Source organism: Terrabacter sp. R4-6 (assembly GCF_057529065.1).
In genome coordinates, this window is the sequence record NZ_CP197224.1 from 3,149,548 (window position 1) to 3,167,744 (window position 18,197).

17 protein-coding genes are annotated in these 18,197 nt (G+C 73.3%); 6 read left to right on the top strand and 11 right to left on the bottom strand.

Annotated elements, in window-relative coordinates; genetic code table 11:
• The first annotated feature begins 96 nt into the window (after nucleotides 1-96).
• The gene (locus ACSSS0_RS14730; RefSeq protein WP_487228578.1) at nucleotides 97-1,527 is read left to right on the top strand and encodes a serine hydrolase domain-containing protein; all 1,431 of its coding nucleotides are present in this window, start codon (nucleotides 97-99) and stop codon (nucleotides 1,525-1,527) included.
• Nucleotides 1,527-2,126, top strand: a complete 600-nt coding sequence (locus tag ACSSS0_RS14735) for a GNAT family N-acetyltransferase (RefSeq protein WP_487228579.1) — start codon at nucleotides 1,527-1,529, stop codon at nucleotides 2,124-2,126. The genes ACSSS0_RS14730 and ACSSS0_RS14735 overlap by 1 nt, the downstream gene beginning before the upstream one ends.
• A 131-nt stretch (nucleotides 2,127-2,257) precedes the next feature.
• Here the strand turns inward: ACSSS0_RS14735 and ACSSS0_RS14740 are convergent, their stop codons facing one another.
• A complete protein-coding gene (locus tag ACSSS0_RS14740; protein ID WP_487228580.1) occupies nucleotides 2,258-2,995 on the bottom strand; it encodes a TetR/AcrR family transcriptional regulator in 738 nt (245 codons plus the stop codon).
• Between the two features lie 102 nt (nucleotides 2,996-3,097).
• Here ACSSS0_RS14740 and ACSSS0_RS14745 point away from each other — a divergent pair, with 102 nt between their 5' ends.
• Entirely contained in the window at nucleotides 3,098-4,696 is a 1,599-nt protein-coding gene (locus tag ACSSS0_RS14745) for an MFS transporter (RefSeq protein WP_487228581.1), read from the top strand.
• 365 nt (nucleotides 4,697-5,061) lie between these two features.
• On the opposite strand, the gene ACSSS0_RS14750 is transcribed toward ACSSS0_RS14745, so the two are convergent.
• The gene (locus tag ACSSS0_RS14750) at nucleotides 5,062-7,170 is read right to left on the bottom strand and encodes an MMPL family transporter (protein WP_487228582.1); all 2,109 of its coding nucleotides are present in this window, start codon (nucleotides 7,168-7,170) and stop codon (nucleotides 5,062-5,064) included.
• A gap of 63 nt (nucleotides 7,171-7,233) precedes the next feature.
• Here ACSSS0_RS14750 and ACSSS0_RS14755 point away from each other — a divergent pair, with 63 nt between their 5' ends.
• Complete coding sequence (locus ACSSS0_RS14755; RefSeq protein WP_487228583.1) at nucleotides 7,234-7,806, top strand: MarR family winged helix-turn-helix transcriptional regulator; 573 nt, start codon at nucleotides 7,234-7,236, stop codon at nucleotides 7,804-7,806.
• 3 nt (nucleotides 7,807-7,809) lie between these two features.
• Here ACSSS0_RS14755 and ACSSS0_RS14760 read toward each other — a convergent pair whose 3' ends face one another.
• The 9 genes from ACSSS0_RS14760 to ACSSS0_RS14800 form a co-directional block, all read right to left on the bottom strand.
• Entirely contained in the window at nucleotides 7,810-8,754 is a 945-nt protein-coding gene (locus ACSSS0_RS14760; RefSeq protein ID WP_487228584.1) for an anti-sigma factor, read from the bottom strand.
• Complete coding sequence (locus ACSSS0_RS14765) at nucleotides 8,738-9,310, bottom strand: RNA polymerase sigma factor (RefSeq protein WP_487228585.1); 573 nt, start codon at nucleotides 9,308-9,310, stop codon at nucleotides 8,738-8,740. The genes ACSSS0_RS14760 and ACSSS0_RS14765 overlap by 17 nt, the downstream gene beginning before the upstream one ends.
• A 23-nt stretch (nucleotides 9,311-9,333) precedes the next feature.
• Nucleotides 9,334-10,101: a class F sortase gene (locus ACSSS0_RS14770; protein WP_487228586.1), complete on the bottom strand. Its 768-nt coding sequence runs from the start codon at nucleotides 10,099-10,101 to the stop codon at nucleotides 9,334-9,336.
• A 30-nt stretch (nucleotides 10,102-10,131) separates the two neighbouring features.
• Nucleotides 10,132-10,953 (bottom strand): DUF4397 domain-containing protein, encoded by an 822-nt coding sequence (locus ACSSS0_RS14775; protein ID WP_487228587.1) that lies wholly within the window; start codon nucleotides 10,951-10,953, stop codon nucleotides 10,132-10,134.
• 120 nt (nucleotides 10,954-11,073) lie between these two features.
• Nucleotides 11,074-11,775 carry a fasciclin domain-containing protein gene (locus ACSSS0_RS14780; protein WP_487228588.1) on the bottom strand — a complete coding sequence of 234 codons (702 nt, stop codon included), beginning with the start codon at nucleotides 11,773-11,775 and terminating at the stop codon, nucleotides 11,074-11,076.
• Between the two features lie 118 nt (nucleotides 11,776-11,893).
• On the bottom strand, nucleotides 11,894-13,141 hold the full coding sequence (locus ACSSS0_RS14785) for an NAD(P)/FAD-dependent oxidoreductase (protein ID WP_487228589.1): 1,248 nt from the start codon (nucleotides 13,139-13,141) through the stop codon (nucleotides 11,894-11,896).
• 168 nt (nucleotides 13,142-13,309) lie between these two features.
• Nucleotides 13,310-14,149, bottom strand: a complete 840-nt coding sequence (locus ACSSS0_RS14790) for a TspO/MBR family protein (protein ID WP_487228590.1) — start codon at nucleotides 14,147-14,149, stop codon at nucleotides 13,310-13,312.
• A gap of 72 nt (nucleotides 14,150-14,221) precedes the next feature.
• A complete protein-coding gene (ddaH, locus tag ACSSS0_RS14795; protein ID WP_435987177.1) occupies nucleotides 14,222-14,992 on the bottom strand; it encodes a dimethylargininase in 771 nt (256 codons plus the stop codon).
• Between the two features lie 51 nt (nucleotides 14,993-15,043).
• Entirely contained in the window at nucleotides 15,044-16,018 is a 975-nt protein-coding gene (locus tag ACSSS0_RS14800) for a LysR family transcriptional regulator (RefSeq protein ID WP_487228591.1), read from the bottom strand.
• Nucleotides 16,019-16,203: 185 nt separating this feature from the next.
• Here ACSSS0_RS14800 and ACSSS0_RS14805 point away from each other — a divergent pair, with 185 nt between their 5' ends.
• Both ACSSS0_RS14805 and ACSSS0_RS14810 read left to right on the top strand, forming a co-directional pair.
• Nucleotides 16,204-16,992, top strand: coding sequence for a MerR family transcriptional regulator (locus tag ACSSS0_RS14805; protein ID WP_487228592.1), 789 nt, complete (start codon nucleotides 16,204-16,206; stop codon nucleotides 16,990-16,992).
• 71 nt (nucleotides 16,993-17,063) lie between these two features.
• Nucleotides 17,064-18,098 carry an aspartate-semialdehyde dehydrogenase gene (locus ACSSS0_RS14810; protein ID WP_487228593.1) on the top strand — a complete coding sequence of 345 codons (1,035 nt, stop codon included), beginning with the start codon at nucleotides 17,064-17,066 and terminating at the stop codon, nucleotides 18,096-18,098.
• Nucleotides 18,099-18,197: the final 99 nt, after the last annotated feature.

An 18,197-nucleotide genomic window follows, 5' to 3' on the forward strand; every position in this document is an offset into this window, starting at 1 on the left:
TCAAGATATCCGATGCGGGGCGACCATGGGGCCGCCGTCCCATCCTGCCGGGGTGGCCTGCGCCACGCCAGAGACCCCCGGCCTAGGCTGGAGCGGGTGAGCACCGACCCGCGCAGCGACGCCGACGCCCCGACCACCGACGGCTCGACCGACCGGATCGACGCCGGTCCGATCGAGCCGGCGACCGCCCGCCACCTCCACCACCTGCTCGCCACCGAGCAGCGTCGCGGCCGGCTGCCGTCCGTCGCCGCCGGCATCGTGCGCGACAGCGCGCTCGTGTGGTCCGACGCCATCGGGACGCTCGACGGGCGGCTCGGTGGTGAGCCGGCCGACACCGACACGCAGTACCGGATGGGCTCCATCACGAAGACCTTCGTCGCCGTCGCCGTGATGCGCTTGCGCGACGCGGGCCGGCTCGACCTGCTCGATCGGTTCGAGGACCACGTGCCCGGGTCGCGGTTCGGCGGAGCCACGATCGCCCAGCTGCTCTCGCACGGCGCCGGGGTGCAGGCCGAGACGAACGGCCCGTGGTGGGAGCGCACCCCGGGTGGCGACTGGGAGTCGCTCGCAGGGTCGGTCGCGGGATCGCCTGTGGGACAGCGCTTCCGAGCCGGTCGACGCTTCCACTACACGAACGTCGGCTTCGCGGCGCTCGGCGAGCTCGTGGCACGGGCGCACGGCACCGACTGGTTCGACGTGGTCCGGCGTGACCTGCTCGACCCGCTCGGCATGTCCCGCACGACGACGCGCCCCAGCGGCCGGGCCGCGCAGGGGCTCGCGGTGCACCCCTTCGCCGACGTCCTGCTGCCCGAGCCAGAGCACGACGCCGGCGCGATGGCCCCTGCCGGACAGCTGTGGTCCACGGTGTCCGACCTCGCGCGCTGGGCCGCCTTCGCCGGCGGTGACACGGGTGAGCTCCTCTCGCCCGACACCCTCGCCGAGATGTACGAGCCGCACACGATCAACGACCACCCCGGACAGCCGTGGACCACCGCACACGGGCTCGGCTGGCAGGTGTGGAACGTCGAGGGCACGCGGTATGCCGGCCACGGCGGTTCGATGCCCGGCTTCCTCGCGGGCCTGCGCGTCGACGTCGAGAGCGGGGACGGGGTCGTCATTCTCACCAACACGACGAGCGGCATGGGCCTCGTCGCCCCCGAGCTGCTCTCGGCGTTCGTCGAGCGCGAACCGCGGTCGCCGGAGCCGTGGCACGCGGCCGGCGACCCGTCGGCGCTCGAGCTCGTCGGCACGTGGCACTGGGGCCCGTCGGTGTCGACGGCGAAGGTCGTCGGCGAGCACCTCGTGCTCGGCGAGCCGGGCCAGGCCCGTGGCTCACGCTTCGCCGCCGACGGGCCCGACGCCTGGGTGGGCCTCGACGGCTACTACACGGGCGAGCCGCTCCGGGTCGTGCGCGCCGCCGACGGCACGCCCTCGCACCTCGACCTCGCGTCGTTCCGCTTCACGCGTACGCCCTACGACCCGAGCGCCGACGTGCCCGGCGGGGTCGACGAGGACGGCTGGCGCTAGTGCCTGCGTCGCCCGACCTCTCGCGGCTCGTGTGGCCGCGTCCCACCGAGCGCCTCCTGCTCCGTCCACTGACGCTCGACGACGTCGACGCCGTGCACGCCTACCGCCGCCTGCCCGAGGTCGTCGTCCACCTCAGCCACGACGTCCTGACGCGCGAGCAGGTGCGCGAGCGGATCGCGCAGCGCATGGAGCGGGGCCGGCCGGGGGCCGACGAGCCGCTGCTCGGGCTGGCCGTCGAGGAGCGCCGCACGGGGCGTGTCGTCGGTGACGTCATGCTCCGGCTCGAGCCGTGCCACAGCATCGGCCGCGCGCCGTCCCGGGAGTGGGAGGGGACGATCGGCTACGCGCTGCACCCGGACGCGCAGGGTCGTGGGCTGGCGGCCGAGGCGGCCTCCGAGCTGCTCGTCATCGGCTTCCAGGACCTGGGGCTGCGCCGGATCACCGCAGACGCCTACGCCGACAACATCGCCTCGAACCGCGTCCTGCGCCGCATCGGGATGCGGCACGAGGCCACGTTCCGGGGGAAGTCGCTGGGCAAGGACGGCACCTGGCTCGACGACAACACGTGGGCCCTGCTCCGCGAGGAGTGGCCGGTCTGAGCGGAGGGCTGCGCCGCTCCTGGCGTATGCCCTCCGCGACCGACCCGTCACCGAACGCGGCGTTCGGTGACGAACGCGCTGGTGCACCACTGAAGTCCGACACCGAGCGCGGTGTTCGGTGGGATGGCGCGTCAGGTCGTGCCGCGCGACCGGGCGACCAGCGCCTCGATGCCGTCGAGGAGCAGTCCCAGGCCGTAGGCGAACTCCTCGTCGAAGAAGTCGTCGTCGTCGTCACCCAGGGCCTCGGGGCCGGCCGCCGCCAGCCGGGGGAAGGCCTCCGGGTCGATGAGGGCCCCGATGAGCTCGAGGTAGGCCCCCTGGGGGCTGTCCGGGTCGACGGGGCCGGTGAGTCCCATCTGGATCGTCTGGCGCACGTGGTTCTGGCCCCAGCCGTCGATGGCGAGCAGGGCGGACAGCCGCTGCTGGCTCGTCAGGGGCAGGCTCTCGAGAGCCTCGAGACCTGACTCCATCCACCCGATCATGTTGGGGGTCAACGGTGGTGCGACCTGACGGACCTCGGTGGTCCACGGGTGGGCGAGGCGGCAGGCGCTGATCTTCGTGGCCCACCGGGTGATCCGTCCGCGCCATCCCTCGTCGGCGGCGTACCGCAGCTCCGGCGCACCGTAGGCGACGTCGACCATGACGGCGCACAGCTCGTCCTTGCTGTCGACGTAGCGGTAGAGGGACATCGTCGTGAAGCCGACGGCCTGGGCGACGCTCTTCATCGAGATGGCGTCGAGGCCCTCCGCGTCGGCGATGGCGACCGCGGCGGCGCCGATCTCGGCGATGCTCCGACCCGGCTTCGGGCCGCGGCGGCCCTCGGGCTCGCGTCCCCAGACGAGCTGGAGGTAGCGGGGGAGATCGGTCACGCAGCCATCCTAGCCAACTGCTTGCGGCATACGCAGATGCGGCGTAACTTTCTGTGTGCCACGTAAACACTATGCGACATACGCAGATTGTGAGGGTCCCCCGTGTCCTCGTCCGTCAGCACGTCCCCGCGAGCGGGTCGCCGCGAGTGGACCGCGCTCGCCGTCCTCTGCCTGCCTCTGCTCATCGTCTCGATGGACGTCTCCGTCCTCTTCTTCGCCGTGCCGCACATCGCGGAGTCGCTGTCGCCCAGCGCGACCCAGCTGCTCTGGATGTTCGACGTCTACGGCTTCGTGCTCGCCGGCCTGCTGCTGACGATGGGCGGCGTGGCCGACCGCTTCGGCCGGCGTCGGCTCCTGCTCGTCGGTGCGCTCGCGTTCGGCGCCGCGTCGGTCCTCGCGGCCTACGCCCCGAGCGCGGGCTGGCTCATCGCCGCCCGCGCCCTGCTCGGGGTGGGCGGGGCGATGCTCATGCCGAGCACCCTCGCGATCATCCGCTCCCTCTTCGCCGACGACGGCGAACGCGCGAAGGCGGTCGGGGTGTGGTCCGCGGTCATGGCCGGTGGTGTCGGCATCGGCCCCGTCGTCTCGGGGGTGCTGCTCGAGCACTTCTGGTGGGGCTCGGTCTTCCTCGTCAACGTGCCCGTCATGGTCGCGCTGCTCGTGGCGGCGCCGCTCCTGCTGCCCGAGTCCCGTTCGGTGACGAGCCGGGTCGACGTCGTCAGTGCGGTGCTCTCCCTCCTCGCGATCCTCCCCGTCATCCACGTGCTCAAGCAGCTCGTCGCGGACGGGTGGGCCCCGGCCCTGCTGCCGTATGCCGTCGTCGGGCTGGGCGCGGGCGTGATCTTCGTGCGCCGCCAGTCCCGCATCGACGTGCCGATGGTCGACCCGCGCCTCTTCGCCCACCGCGGCTTCGGGGGCTCGATCGCCGTGCAGGTGGTCGCGATGTTCGGGGTCATGGGCAACGCCGTGCTCATGACGCAGTACCTCCAGTCGGTCCTCGGCTACAGCCCGCTCTCGGCCGCGCTGTGGAGCCTGCTGCCCTCCCTCGCCGTCGGGGTGGCGGCGCCCACGGCAGCCGCGCTGTCGCTCAGGGTCGGACGCCCGGTCGTCATGGCGGGCGGCTTCGTCGTGGCCGCAGCCGGGTTCGCCGCCATGAGGTCGGCCGGGGTCGAGTCGTCCATCTGGGTCGCCCTGGTCTGTGCCTCGCTCGTGGCCATGGGACTCGTGTCCGTCGCCACGCTCGTGACGGAGTACGCGATCGGCGTGGCACCGGCCGAGCGCGCCGGCTCGGTGTCGGCCCTCGTCGAGACGGCGGGCGAGCTCGGTGGAGCCCTGGGGATGGCGGTCCTCGGCAGCATCCTCGGCGCCGTGTATGCCGCGCGGCTCGATGTCCTGCTGCCCGCGGGACTGCCGCCCGCAGCCCACGACGCAGCGCTGCAGACGCTGGGCGAGGCGGGGGTCGTCTCCGAGCGGCTCGGCGGAGCGCCGGGTCGGGCGGTCCTCGAGGCTGCCCGGACGGCATACGTCGACGGGATGCACGTCAGCGACGTCGTCGCGGCAGGCGTGCTTCTCGTCGGTGCGGTCGTCGCGCTCGCCGCGCTCCCGCGGCACCGGCCGGGCGCACCCGCCGCCGACGCACCTGCCGTGACCGGGGTGACGGCCGTGCCCCTCGAGTCCGTTCGGACGCTCCGGTCGCGGTGACCCCCTGACGTGCAGGTGTGGGCCACGCGCCGGAAGGGAGTCCGGCGCGTGGCCCACGGTCTGCCGCGATCGACGGGGAGGGAGTCGATCGCGGCCGCACGAGCTGTCGAGGGGTCAGCGGTGGCGGGAGCGGGTCAGGGTAGGTGGGTGACGGCAGGTGGGTGACGGCGCTGTCGGGCCCGGGGTGAGGGCCCCGTGTCGGAGGTCGCGGCCGCGTCGGGTGCGGTGCGGCCGGCCTCGGTCGGGGACGTCGTCATGGGTCGACTCCTTGCGTCCGTCCCCTGCGTCACGGCCTTGGTCGCCCCGAATGTCCAAGGTTTGTCAAATGTTTGACACTCTGATTGAACGGCCGCTTCCACCCGCTGTCAAGAGTTCGTCGCAACTTTCGCGAAGACGTCCGCGTCGGCGGCGGAGCCGGCGTTCTCGGTCGTCGACGGGCTCGACGGGCTCGACGGGCCCGACGGGGTCGGGTGCGTTCGGCGCGGCCACCAGAACCGGTCACCGAGGACGACCGCGATGGCCGGGACGAGGAGCGTGCGCACGACGAGGGTGTCGAGCAGGACGCCGACGCAGATGATGACCCCGATCTGGGCCAGCACGACGAGCGGCAGGACGCCGAGCACCGCGAAGACCGCGGCGAGCAGGATGCCCGCGCTCGTGATGACGCCGCCCGTGGCGGCCAGGCCACGCAGCATCCCCTGGCGCGACCCGTGCAGGCGCGACTCCTCGCGCGCCCTCGTCACGAGGAAGATGTTGTAGTCGACGCCGAGCGCCACGAGGAAGACGAAGGCGAAGAGCGGGGCGCTGTCGTCGAGGCCCGAGAAGCCGAAGACCTTCGTGAAGATCCACCACGACGCCCCGACGCTCGCGAGGAAGGTGGCGACGACGGTCGCGACGAGGACGAGCGGTGCGACGACCGAGCGGAGCAGCAGGCCCAGGGCCAGCAGCACGAGGGCGAGCACGATCGGGAAGATGACGAGCCGGTCGCGCGACGACGCCTCCGCCTGGTCGAGGGCCACGGCCTCGGTGCCGGCGACGTGGCTCTCCGGGAGCGACGTGAGGGCTGCGCGCAGGGCCCGCACGGTGTCGGCCGCCTCGTCCGATCCGGGCGCCGCCGCGATGACGGCGTCGACCTCTGCCACCCCGTCCGCCTGCTTGACGGTGCGGGCGCCGGCGATGCCGGTGACGGCCTGCACCGCGGCCGTCACGGCCTCCGGGTCGGCCGTCGTGACGACGATGACGGGGTCGGCACTGCCGGCCGGGAAGGACTGGGCCAGGCGCTCGCTCGCGGCGATCGCCTCCGGCTTGCTGAGGAACTGGTCGGCGGGCTTGAGCCCGGTGTCGATCGCGGCGATGCCGGCCGCCATGACGGCGAGCACGACGAGCGTGACGCTGATGATGCGCTTCGGGTGGGCGGCGACGCGGTCGCCGACGCGGCGCCACAGCGAGTGGCCGTCGGCCAGGGCCGCCTCGCCCTCGCGGGGCACCTTGGGCCAGAAGATCCAGCGGTCGAAGAGGACGAGGGCAGCCGGGAGGACGAGCAGGACGAAGGCCGCGGCGACGACGACGCCGACGGCACACGCGAGACCGAGACCACGCGTCGCCGGGAAGAGCGAGAGCAGGAGGGTCAGCAGGCCGATGACGACGGTGACGGCGCTCGACAGGACGGCCTCGGACGTGCGGCGCAGGGCCACGGACATGGCCTCGCGCCGGTCGGCGTGGCTGCGCAGCTCGTCCCGGTAGCGCGAGATGAGCAGCAGGGCGTAGTCGGTGCCGGCGCCGAAGACGAGGACCGAGAGGATGCCGATGGTCGACTCGTCCCAGACGATGGAGAATGCCGCGAGCGTGTGTGTCGCGACGACGGCCGCGAGTCGGTCCGCGACGCCGACGACGATGAGCGGGAAGATCCAGAGGATCGGGCTGCGGTAGGTCAGCACGAGCAGCAGGGCGACGACGGAGGCGGTGGCGATGAGCAGACGCGTGTTGGCGCCCTCGAAGACCGCGGCGAGGTCGGCCTGGACCGCGGCCGGCCCGGTCACCTGGGCCGTGACGCCCTCGGGCAGGTCGGCCTTGACGACCTCGCGGATGTCACCCACGAGGGCTGCCGTGGCGGTCGCGTCCGTGGCGTCGACGGGCACGACGGCGAGCGCGGCCGTGCCGTCCTCGCTGCGCTGGAGCGGTGCCCGACCCGCCCCGGGGACCTCGGACATGCGTCCCTCGATGGCGGTCACGTCGGCGGGGGTCAACGTCCCCGACTCCTTGCTGAAGAGGACGACGGCCGTGGAGCCCTCGGCCTCCGGCAGCCGGTCCCGCAGCTCGAGCGCCGCCGCGCTGTCGGACCCGATCGGCAGGGCGTCGGTCGAGGCCGAGGTGCGCTGCGCCTCGCCCACGGCGCTCACGACGCCCATCGCCCCGGCCAGGGCCAGGATGACGATCGCCACGGCCCACCACTTGCGCGTGATCCTGTCGGTCACCGAACGCACGCCACACCTCCAGATAAGATGGTTCAACGGGTTACTCAGAAGATTACTAAGTTGGTGAGTGACATTAGCAGCAAACAGACCGTCGGCAAACAGCCGGCCCCGAAGCGTGCCCGTGCAGCGCGGGGCTCGGCTGTCGACGAGGTGCAGCCCGTCGGGACAGACGGGCGCCCCGAGGTCGGGCTCGTCCCCGGTGTGCCCGAGTGGCGCACGACGGGCACCCTCACGGCCCTGCAGGAGCTCGTCGAGGTGTCCGAGACCGTCCCTGCCGTCGTCGCCCGCAAGGCGGGACTCAGCACGTCCGAGCTGCACTCGCTCCGCCACCTCATGCGCGGCCCCATCGGTCCCGTCGACCTCGCCAAGGTGCTCGGGGTGACGTCGGCCGCCTCGTCGGGCGTCGTCGACCGCCTCGTCGGCCACGGGCACGCCGAGCGTCGCTCGCACCCCGGCGACGGCCGCCGCACCGAGGTCGTCATCACCGACAGCGGGCGCGCCGAGGTGCTCGCCCGGATGACCCCGATGTTCGAGAGCCTCGCCGCGCTCGACGCGACCCTGACCGACCACGACCGTGTCGTCGTCGAGCGCTACCTGCGGGGCGCGACCGCCGCGATGAAGAGCCTCACGACCTGAGGCTCAGGCCGGCAGCTGCCCCCTCAGCAGGCTGTCGCCCGAGTGCGCCGGCTTGTCGTCGAACTGCTCCTTGGAGACGTCGACGACGACGTAGCCCTGGTCGATGAGGTCCTGGCTGATCGGGAAGGTGCCCGACTCGCCGGGACGCAGCACGCCGACGGAGACCATCCGCTTGCCGTCGGTGTTGAGGAGCCAGACCTCGAGGTAGCCGTCGCCGGCATCGAGCGGACGGTCGGTCACGACGCTGAGGTCGAGCCCGTCCCCGGCGCGCACGACCGAGGCCTCGCCCTCCCGCTGGCGCGTGTCGAGGGTCTCCAGGGCGACCTGCGAGACCCGCCCGCTGTCGTCCGGGGCCCAGATGGCCCGCCCCGCGAGCAGTCCCACGACGAGGCTGGCCGCCACGAGAGCGGCACCCCATGCCGCGGCACGTCGGCGCGTCGCACGAGCGGCACCCGCCGTGATCGGCGTGACCGTCGCGTCCGCGGGGACGGGTTCGGGAGCGTATGCCGTCCCCGCCGTCGCCGCGGGAACGGTCGGGTTCGCGGGTCGGTCAGGTCGGTCGGGTCGGTCAGGTCGGTCGGCGGCGTCCGTCCCGGACGGACGCTCGTCGCGAGGCCGGGAGGTCTCCGGAGGAGTGGGCGCGGGTCCGGCGTCAGGTCCGGCGTCAGGTCCGGCGTCGGGACCCGCCATGGTCGCGGGGGCCGGCCCGGCATCGACCGGGGCGTCGGGCTCGGCGTCGATCTCGGCGGTCACGCGCGCCCAGACGGCGTCGTCGGGAGCCTGCCAGCCGGCATACGCCAGCGGTCCTGAGGCGAGGCGCAGGGTGCGGCGCAGCTGCTCCACCGACGCGGAGCACACGGTGCACTCCTCGACGTGGGCAGAACGACTCGCGTCGACGGTCTCGCCCAGGGCGAGGTCGACGAGCTCGTCGTCAGTCGGATGCGACACGTTCCACCTCCTTGAGTCGGTCTCTCAGCTCGAGCAGTCCCCGCCTGACGTGGCTCTTCACGGTGCCGAGGGGCATCTCCAGCGTGCGGGCGATGTCATCGTGCGTGCGGTCCTCGATGAAAGCCATTCGGAGCACGGTCGCTCGCGGATTGCCCATGCGCTCCAGCTCGTGGACGAGGAGCAGTCGTTCGGCCCAGTCGGAGTCGTGCGTGGTCGTCGGCTCGGTGACCACCTCGGACGCGAGCGCCTGCAGGTTGCGGTGGTTGCGGTAGCGCTGCGCGCGCACGTCGGCGACGCGGTGCTTCGTGATGCCCACGAGCCACGCCGCCGGCGACCCACGGTCGGGTCGAAGGGTGGCGCGTCCCCGCCAGGCGGCGACGAACACCTGCTGGACGACGTCCTCGGCGTCCTCCTTGGTGCCGAGGGCGCGCAGGGCGATGGTGTGCACGAGGGGGGACCAGCGGCGGTACATCTCGGCGAGGGCCTCGCGGTCCCCGCCGACCAACCGGACGGCGAGCTCGGCGGACTCGACGTCAGGGTCGTCGTGCAACTGCACGGACCCACCTAACCACGTCCGGCTCACGCGAGCGGCTCGGCGGTCACGACGACGTTCTCGTCGTAGCGGCGCCGCTCGCGGTCGAAGTCGCCCCCGCAGGTCACGACGTGGAGCAGCGCAGGTCCGTCGCGGGCGAAGAGCGCGGCGAGGTCGAGCGTCGTCTTGCGGACCTGGGTCACCGACGTCACGGCATACCTCCTGCTCACCTCGCCCGACCGCACCGTGATGACGTCGCCCGTGCGCAGCTCCTCGACGGCAGCGATGGGGCCGATCCCGTAGCCCGGCATGTCGAGGTGCGCCGCGAGGACCGTCGACCCGGCGTCGTCGCCGGGCTGCGGGCCGTAGCGGTACCAGCCGACCTGCGCCGGCGTCTCCGGGAGCGCCATCTCGCCGTCACGGGCGACGCCCACCGGCACGACCCGCATGTCGATGCCGAGACGGCGGATCGTCAGGCGGTCGGGGGGCGCCGCGGTCGGACCCGCCTGCTGCGTCGCCGGGCGGACCCCCGGTCGTGTCGGACCGGCCGAGCCGTCCGTCGCGGCCGGCGACCCCGGCGACCCCGCCGCCCCCGGTTGCGGGGCAGGGGGCGTGGGGTCGCCGGCGGCGGGTGCGGCGGTGCTGGTGACGCCCGCCCCGGACGCCGCTGGGAGGGCGGCGTCCGAGTCACGCGTCAGCCACGCCACGCCCACGCCCGCCAGGAGGGCGGCCGCGAGCGCGGCGGCCACCCCCCTGGACGGGCTCGACGCCCGGGCCCGGGAGCGACCCGGTCCGGGGTCGACGGTGCGGTTCATCTCGGTCGTTCGCGACGGGCGCGTAGCGGGTCAGCGGACCCCGGCGGCGCGGCGGCGCGACACGAGGACGAGCCCGCCCGCGGCGGCAGCGGCACCGATGACGGCCGCGTAGCGAGCCACCTCCGAGGACTCCCGGGCCGCAGCGGCCTGGCCCCCAGCGCCGGCCGGGACGCCACCCGGGGCCGAGTGCATGCCGGAGAGGGTCTGGACGGCGAGCTCGAGGTTCTTGTCGGCGGCGCTGCCCCACGCGTACACGATCGTGTTGGTGCCCTCCTTGAGGTCGAGGTCGGCCGGGCCGATCGCGACGGTGTCGGTCCCCGCGAGGACGACGTCGGCCGAGATCGTGCCGGCCGGCAGGTCGGCCTTGGCCTCGTTCGGGTTGGTGAGGTTCTTGAAGACCGCCGTGCCGTTGGCCCGGACGTCGACCGCGGGGGCGGCGGCCGTGTGGCGCACGGTGATCCGCGCCTTGCCGGCATCGATCTTGGACGTGTCGTTGACGAAGGGCGTGAGGACCGGCTTGCCGGCCTCGGACAGGTGCGCGACGACGGTGACGTTGGCGCCGCCCGGCACCTTGACGTCGTTGGCCTCGATGACGGCTGCGCCACCGGCGCCCGCGCCGGCCTGCGTGACCTTGAGGTCGTAGGTGCCCTCGGGGAGCATCAGCGGATCGGTCAGCGTGCCCGGCTTGAAGTCCGTCAGGAGGGCCTTGCCGTTGGCGTAGACGTCGACCGTCGCGCCGGGCACGGCGTGGAGGATCGAGACCGTGGCGTCGGCCGCGTGGGCCGGGGCCGCGAGGAAGGCGGCCGGGGCGAGGGCGAGGGTCGTGGCGGCGGCGATGCGAAGCGACTTCATGGTCGTTCCTTTCCAGAGGGGTGAGTGCTCGAGTGCGACGGGGCCGCGCTCGGGTGGAGGTGGATCCGGGAGGGGAATCGGTGGTGTGCGGTGCGGACCTCGGGGGTCGCGCGGAGGGCGTCAGAGGTCGGCGGGTCGCAGGACGAGGACGATTCCGTGCGCGATCTGCCGGTTGCCCTTGTTGATGTCGCGCGCCCGCGGGTTGAGCAGCGGGTCGGCATCGTTGCGGTCGCCGTCGACGAGGCGGACGAGCTTGAGCCAGCGCGACAGCACGTCGACCTTGATGCTCTTGCCGGGGAGCGCCGTCGCCAGCATCGCGCCGTCGGACCTGAGGGCCTGCGACGAGGTGACGGGGCCGCCGGGGACGACGTGATAGAGCAGGACCTGCTCCAGGGCGTCGATGCCGACGGCGCCGGCGAGCGCGTCGAAGACCTTCGCCTCGGAGCCGTACCAGCGACCCGTCAGGTCGGCGGCGAGGACCTGGAAGGCCCGGTCGTTGGGGATGAAGGCCGTCAGCGGGACGTCACCCTGCGTCAGCAGGCCCACCGGGCTGTCGGGCTTGGCCGCGAGGACGGCGAGGACCGCCTCGGTGACGATGTCGTAGTCGTACCAGTTGCCGTCGAACTGGTTGCCGTCCGCGAGCAGCACGTCGGCGAGGCTCGTGGTTCCGGTCGGGGTGGCCGCGGCGACCACCGATGCCTGGGTGCGCGATGCGCTCGGTGCCCTCGATGCGCTCGGTGCAGCAGGGGCTGCGACAGCGGCAGGGACGGCGAGGGCGCCGGCCAGGGCCGCGACGACGGGGACGAGATGGCGCTTCTTCACGGTCTGTCCTCTCTTCGGGAGCGACGGCGTCGTGTGCCGTCTGCCCCTACTTCCGAGGACGTGCCGTGCAGGGATGCACCTGCCGCGAACTTTCTTCTCGCGGTGGGTGCGTGCCGCGTCAGAGGTGCGCGTTGACCGCCTCGGCCGCGCGCTGGCCGGAGACGAGCGCGCCCTGGATCGACGCGGTGTCGCGGTGATCGCCGCAGACGAAGACGCCGTCGCCGAGCGTGACCGGTGACCGCACCTCGAGCGGAGGTGTCATGGCGGGCAGCGCCGCGTCGACGCGGTGTCGCGTGACGACGCGCCAGTCCGTCGTGTCGCAGCCGTAGATCTCGCCGACGTGGCGCAGGACGTCGCCCTCGGACGCGTCGCCGTCGGGACGGTCGAGCAGGCACGTCGCCTCGACGAGGTGCTTCGTCGGCGGGGCGTAGCTCGGGGCCGCGGCCGTCATGACGGCGGTGTTCCACACCGGGCCGGGTGGGGCGGAGTCGTGGCGGCGCCCGTCGACGGCCACGAGGGGGAGCGAGTGGGGCGGCTCCGGCGCCTCGAACCACCACGTCACGAGGCCCTTGGTCGGCGGCTCGGGCAGGGTGGTGAGGGTGGCCGCGCCGATCGGGTCGGTGGCGACGACGGCGCTGCGGGCCCGCAGGCTATGGCCGTCGACCCGGACGTCCACGCCGCCGTGCGTCGGAGTGATGGACTCGACGTGGCTGTTGAGGCGGACGCGGTCACCGAGGGGTCCGGCCACCTGCTCGGGCAGGGCCTGCATGCCCGTCGCCGGGACCGCCGGCCGGCCCAGGGCGAACATCCGCACGAGCAGCTTCGTGAAGTTGGCGCACGAGCCGCCGTGGCTGTCGACGAGGACGCCGGCGAGGAAGGGGTCGAGCACCTCACGGCGGAGTCGACCCGTGACACCGGCCTCGTCGAGTGAGTCGGCGAGGGTCGAGTCCTTCTGTGCCAGAACGGTCTTCGGGTCGGCAATGACGCGAGCGGTCCACCGCGTGACGCCTGCCAGCTCGCGCGGGTGGAGGTAGCCGCTGCGCATCGTCTGGGCGAGCAGCCGCGGCTCGCGCATCGGGTCGGCGAGCACCTGGAGGCCGTTCGTGCGCCGCACCAGCACACCGGACCCGAAGGGCTTGAGGTCGAGCGTCGACACGTCGACCCACCGCCGCACCGCCGGGTAGGCGGGGTTGAGCACCTGGAAGCCGCGGTCGCACCGGAAGCCGTCGACGACGTCGGTGCGGATGCGCCCGCCGACCCCGTCGCTCGACTCGAGGACGACGACCTCATGACCGAGCTCGGTGAGTCGCCGCGCGCACCGCAGCCCTGCCAGCCCTGCCCCGACGATGACGACGTCAGCGTCCACGAAAGGATCACCCCACTGCTCGAGTCCGGCCCCCGTCGCAGCGTAGACCTCGCGGGTCGGTCGCGGGGTGGCTGCGAGGGCCGTATCCGAGGCGGGCTCCCGACCGGTTCGCGACGCGCCGCCGGACCGTCGCGACACGCCGTTACGACGGCGCGGCGCCGAGGCCCGTCAGGCCGTGCGCAGCCGTCGCGACGTCTCCGGAGTCGCCGGCCGTCGGGTGTGCCAGCGCCCGGCGGCGACGACGACGACCACGGCGGCGACGACCGCCGCTATGCCCGTCACGACGGAGCTCGGCTCGTCCCCGAGGCGGCCGACGGCGATCCAGGCGAGCCCCCAGGCCATCGCGGCGGCGACCGACCAGCGGCCACCGAGGCGACGGGCGAAGACGATGCCGAGTCCGGCCGCGACGGCCAGGACGACCACCGCCGCCGCCTGGTTGGCGGTGCCGCCGAGGTCCACGCCCGAGTCCACCAGTGCCGCAGTGATGTTGGCGCACGTCGCAACGGCGACCCAGCCGAGGTAGAGGCCGAACGTGCCGTCGAGGACGACCTGCTCCCATGTCGACCTGGCGGGCTCACGGGTCAGGCGGCGCAGGAGGACGCCGAGGGTCAGCGCGAGCGCGACGATGACGACGACGCTCGCCCAGATCCAGCCCTGCTGCGTCACGAGGAGCCACGTCGCGTTGAGCACCATCGACGCGGCGGCGAGCCACCCGGTGCTGCGCACCCGCTCGCGAACGGCGTTGGCAGGCAGGGCCTGCCACACGGCATACGCGAGGAGGCCGAGGTAGATCGGGGTCCAGATCGAGAAGGCCGGGCCGGCGGGCGCGATGAGGGTCGCGGTCGCGGCGAGGGCTCCTCCCGAGGACTCCTCGACGCGGGTGCCGAGGACGCCGATGCCGAAGAGCGTGCCGACGACGCAGAAGACCTCGGCGGCGATGACGGCCACGCGACGCACCTGGTCGCTGCTGGTCAGGGCGGCCGCCGGCGGGGTGGTGGATCCGGGCATGTCGATCACCTCAGTCGCTCGGGAGATTGCTCATCCGGTTAGCGACCCTAACAGAGTGGCGCGGCCCCCGGTCTATCCGCGCAGGCGCACCGACAGGCAGGTGACGCAGCCCTCGAGCTTCTCGAACTCGGAGATGTCGACGGTCGTCACGTCGTGCCCGCGGGCGGCGAGCAGCTGCGCGGTGCGCGGCGCGGACGCCGACATGAGCACCGACATGCCACCGAGCAGCACCACGTGGGCGCCGGACTCCTCCGGGACGGCGAGGAACCGGGGCCACGCGCTGAGGTCGTCGACGAGCGACGGGTAGCCCAGGACGGTCCCGTCGGGCAGGGCGGTGACGGCGGACTTGAGGTGCAGCACCTTCGACACGGGCACGGGGACCACCTCGACGCGATGTCCGTCCCACGCACGCCGCAGCTGCTCGACACCGGCGAGGTTCGTGCGGCCACCGACGCCGACCCACACGACGTGCCCGTGCTTGAGCACGTCCCCGCCGTCGAGCGTGCCGGGCTCCTCGACCTCGACCACCCGGTAGCCGTGGGCCTCGACGGCCTCGCGCACGCCGGCGCGCTCGCCGCGTCGCTCGGGGGCGCCCGACCGGCACAGCACCGCGACGTCGCCGTGGACGACGACCTGGTCCTCGATGAAGACGCCGTCGGGGCAGTCGTCGACCGGCGGCGCCTCGACGACCGACCAGCCGCGCCGGCGGAGCACGTCGACGTACTCCTGCCACTGGCGCAGTGCCAGCTCGGCGTCGACCGATCCCGAGCGCTCGATGTGCGTCACGATCCCGTCCGCGAGTCGGGGGGAGGGTCGGCGGACGAGCGCGAGGCGACGGTGCACGCGCTCACTCTAGGGGCGCCGCGCCCACCGGCCGGCGGCCGCACGAACCCGTCAGGGCGCGAGGATCGGCTTCTCGTCGGAGCGCGCCGTCGGCCACCAGCCCTGGGTCTGCGCCGTGTGGGTCAGCTGCTCCCGGTAGGCCGAGCCGGCCGCGCGCACGCACCGCTCGACATCCTCGTCGTCGAGCGCCCCGAGCCGCCAGCGCAGGAGCCGACGCGCCGTGATCGGCTGGTCGCAGAGCGGCCGCAGCACGCCGCCCGGGGGCGCGGACGCCGTGGGCACGGCGAGGGACACGGCTCGGCCGGCGACGACCGCAGGCCACAGCGGACCGAGGTCGTGCGGCCCGTAGGACGACCGGAGGGTCACGCCGAGACGCGCGAGGACGGTGCTCGTCGCCTCGGACCCGGGGTCGACCTCGGTCGGCGGCAGGATCCAGTCCTCACCGGCCAGCTCCCGGATGTCGACGCACCGCTGCGCGGCCAGCGGGTGCGACGCCGACAGCGCGACGAGCAGCGGCTCGCGCTCGACGATGACGCGCTCGCCGATCATCGACCGCGCCCGCTCCTCGCGCCGGTCGGCCACGAGCGCGATGACCACCGCGACGTCGACCCGACCGTCGCTGATCGCTTCGGTCGTGGTCCCGCCGGCCAGCGGGGGCACGGGCATGAGCGGCCTCCGCATGTCGGTCGCGTAGGCGTGGCTGACGAACGAGGTGAAGTAGCGCATCGAGTCCGACGTGATGCGCAGCGGCGCATCGCTCGCCCGGTGGGTGCGCACGTCCTCGCGCAGCGCCGCCACCTCGTCGATGACGGTGCGGGCCCGCGACACGACGCGCTCGCCGATCGCCGTGCACACGACCCCGTCGCCGCTCGGGCGGAACAGGGTGCACCCGAGGGCGCGCTCGATGCGGCCCACCTCAGAGCCCAGCGTCGCCGCAGACACCCCGAGGGCGGCCGCGGCGGCGGGGATGCTGCCCTGCTGCGCGACCACTGCGACGACACGCAGGTGACGGACCTCGAGCTCCACGTACCGAGCGTAGGCCGCACGCCCGACGGCGCCACCCGGGACGTCCGGGCTCCCGGCACCGCCGGCCCCCGGCATCCGCCAGGGGCCCACTCGGCCCCTCTCGGCCCCTCTCGGCGCACCCCGGCGCCCGTCGGCGCTTCAATGGGCTTGACCCTCACGTCACGTGAGGCGCCACGCTCGATCCCATGACCGGAAGGACGCAGGAGATGACCACCTGGACGGTGGGGCAGGTCGCCGACCTCTTCGACGTGACGGTGCGCACGCTGCACCACTACGACGAGATCGGCCTGCTCGTCCCGAGCGAGCGCTCGCGGGCGGGCTACCGGCTCTACACCGACGAGGACCTCACGCGGCTCCAGCAGGTCGTGGTCTACCGGCGGCTCGAGCTGCCGCTCGACGAGATCGCGACCCTGCTGGACGGCGGTGAGGACGCGGCCGACCACCTGCGCCGTCAGCGCGCGACGGTCATGACCCGGCTGGACGAGCTGCGCGAGCTCGTGTCGGCCATCGACCGAGCACTGGAGAGAGAGATGAACGACCAGCCCGCCACGACCGAGGACCTCAAGGAGCTCTTCGGCGACGGCTTCACCGACGAGTACGAGCAGGAGGCCGAGGACCGCTGGGGCGAGACGGACGCCTGGAAGCAGTCGCGGTCGCGCACCAAGCGCTACACCAAGGCCGACTGGGAGCAGGTCAAGCAGGAGGCCGACGCCGTCAACGCGGCCTTCGTCGCGGCCCTGCAGTCCGGCGAGCCGGCGACGAGCGAGGTGGCGATGAACGCCGCCGAGCAGCACCGCCGGCACATCCACGACCGCTTCTACGACCTCGACCACGCCTTCCACCGGGGCCTCGCCGACATGTACGTCGCCGACCCGCGGTTCACGAAGACGTACGAGGACATCGCACCCGGCCTCGCGGCATACGTCCACGACGCGATCCACGCCAACGCCGACCGCCACGCGGACCGCGACTGAGCACGGGTCACGCCTGACCGACAGGTGAACGCGGCGGGGGAGGGCGACCTCCCCCGCCGTAACCTTGGCCCATGCGAGTTGGTGTCTTCGGTGCAACGGGTCAGGTGGGCGGCGTCATGCGTGCCCTTCTCGAGGAGCGGGACTTCCCGGTCACGCAGGTGCGGTTCTTCGCGTCCGCGCGCTCGGCCGGCACGACGCTGCCCTTCAAGGGCGAGGACGTCACGGTCGAGGACTCGGCGACGGCCGACTTCTCCGGCATCGACATCGCCCTCTTCTCCAACGGCGGCGCCGCGAGCCGCGAGCTCGCGCCCCAGGTCGCCGCGGCCGGCGCCACCGTCGTCGACAACTCGAGCGCGTGGCGCAAGGACCCCGAGGTCCCGCTCGTCGTCTCCGAGGTCAACGCCGCCGACCTCGACGACATCCCCAAGGGCATCGTCGCCAACCCCAACTGCACGACGATGGCCGCGATGCCGGTGCTCAAGCCGCTCCACGACAAGGCGGGCCTCGTGCGCCTGCACGTGTCGAGCTACCAGGCCGTCAGCGGCTCCGGCGGCGTCGGCGTCCGGGAGCTCGACCGCCAGCTCAAGGGCGCGTATGCCGCGGGCGACCCCACCGGGCTCGCCCTCGACGGGCGCGCGGTGGCCGTCCCCGAGGCCCAGCTGTATGCCGTCCCCGTCGGCTTCAACGTCGTGCCCCTCGCGGGGTCGGTCGTCGACGACGGCTCCCTCGAGACCGACGAGGAGCAGAAGCTGCGCAACGAGTCGCGCAAGATCCTGCACGCCCCCGACCTGCGGGTGTCGGGCACGTGCGTGCGCGTGCCGGTCTTCACCGGGCACAGCCTCGCGATCCACGCCGAGTTCGCCGAGGACATCTCGCCGGAGGAGGCGCTCGACCTGCTCAAGAACGCCCCCGGCGTCATCGTCACCGACGTGCCCAACCCGCTCGAGGCCGCCGGCCGCGACGAGGTCTTCGTCGGACGGGTGCGCGCCGACCAGGCGGCGCCCGAGGGCAAGGGCCTCGTGCTCTTCGTCGTCGGCGACAACCTCCGCAAGGGCGCGGCCCTCAACGCGGTCCAGATCGCCGAGGAGCTCATCGCCCGTCGCTGAGGCGTGATCGCCGGCGACCCCCCACTCCCTCGACCGAACGCCGCGTTCGGTCTCGAACTCAGTGTTCTGACACGGCGTTCGAGACCGAACGCGGCGTTC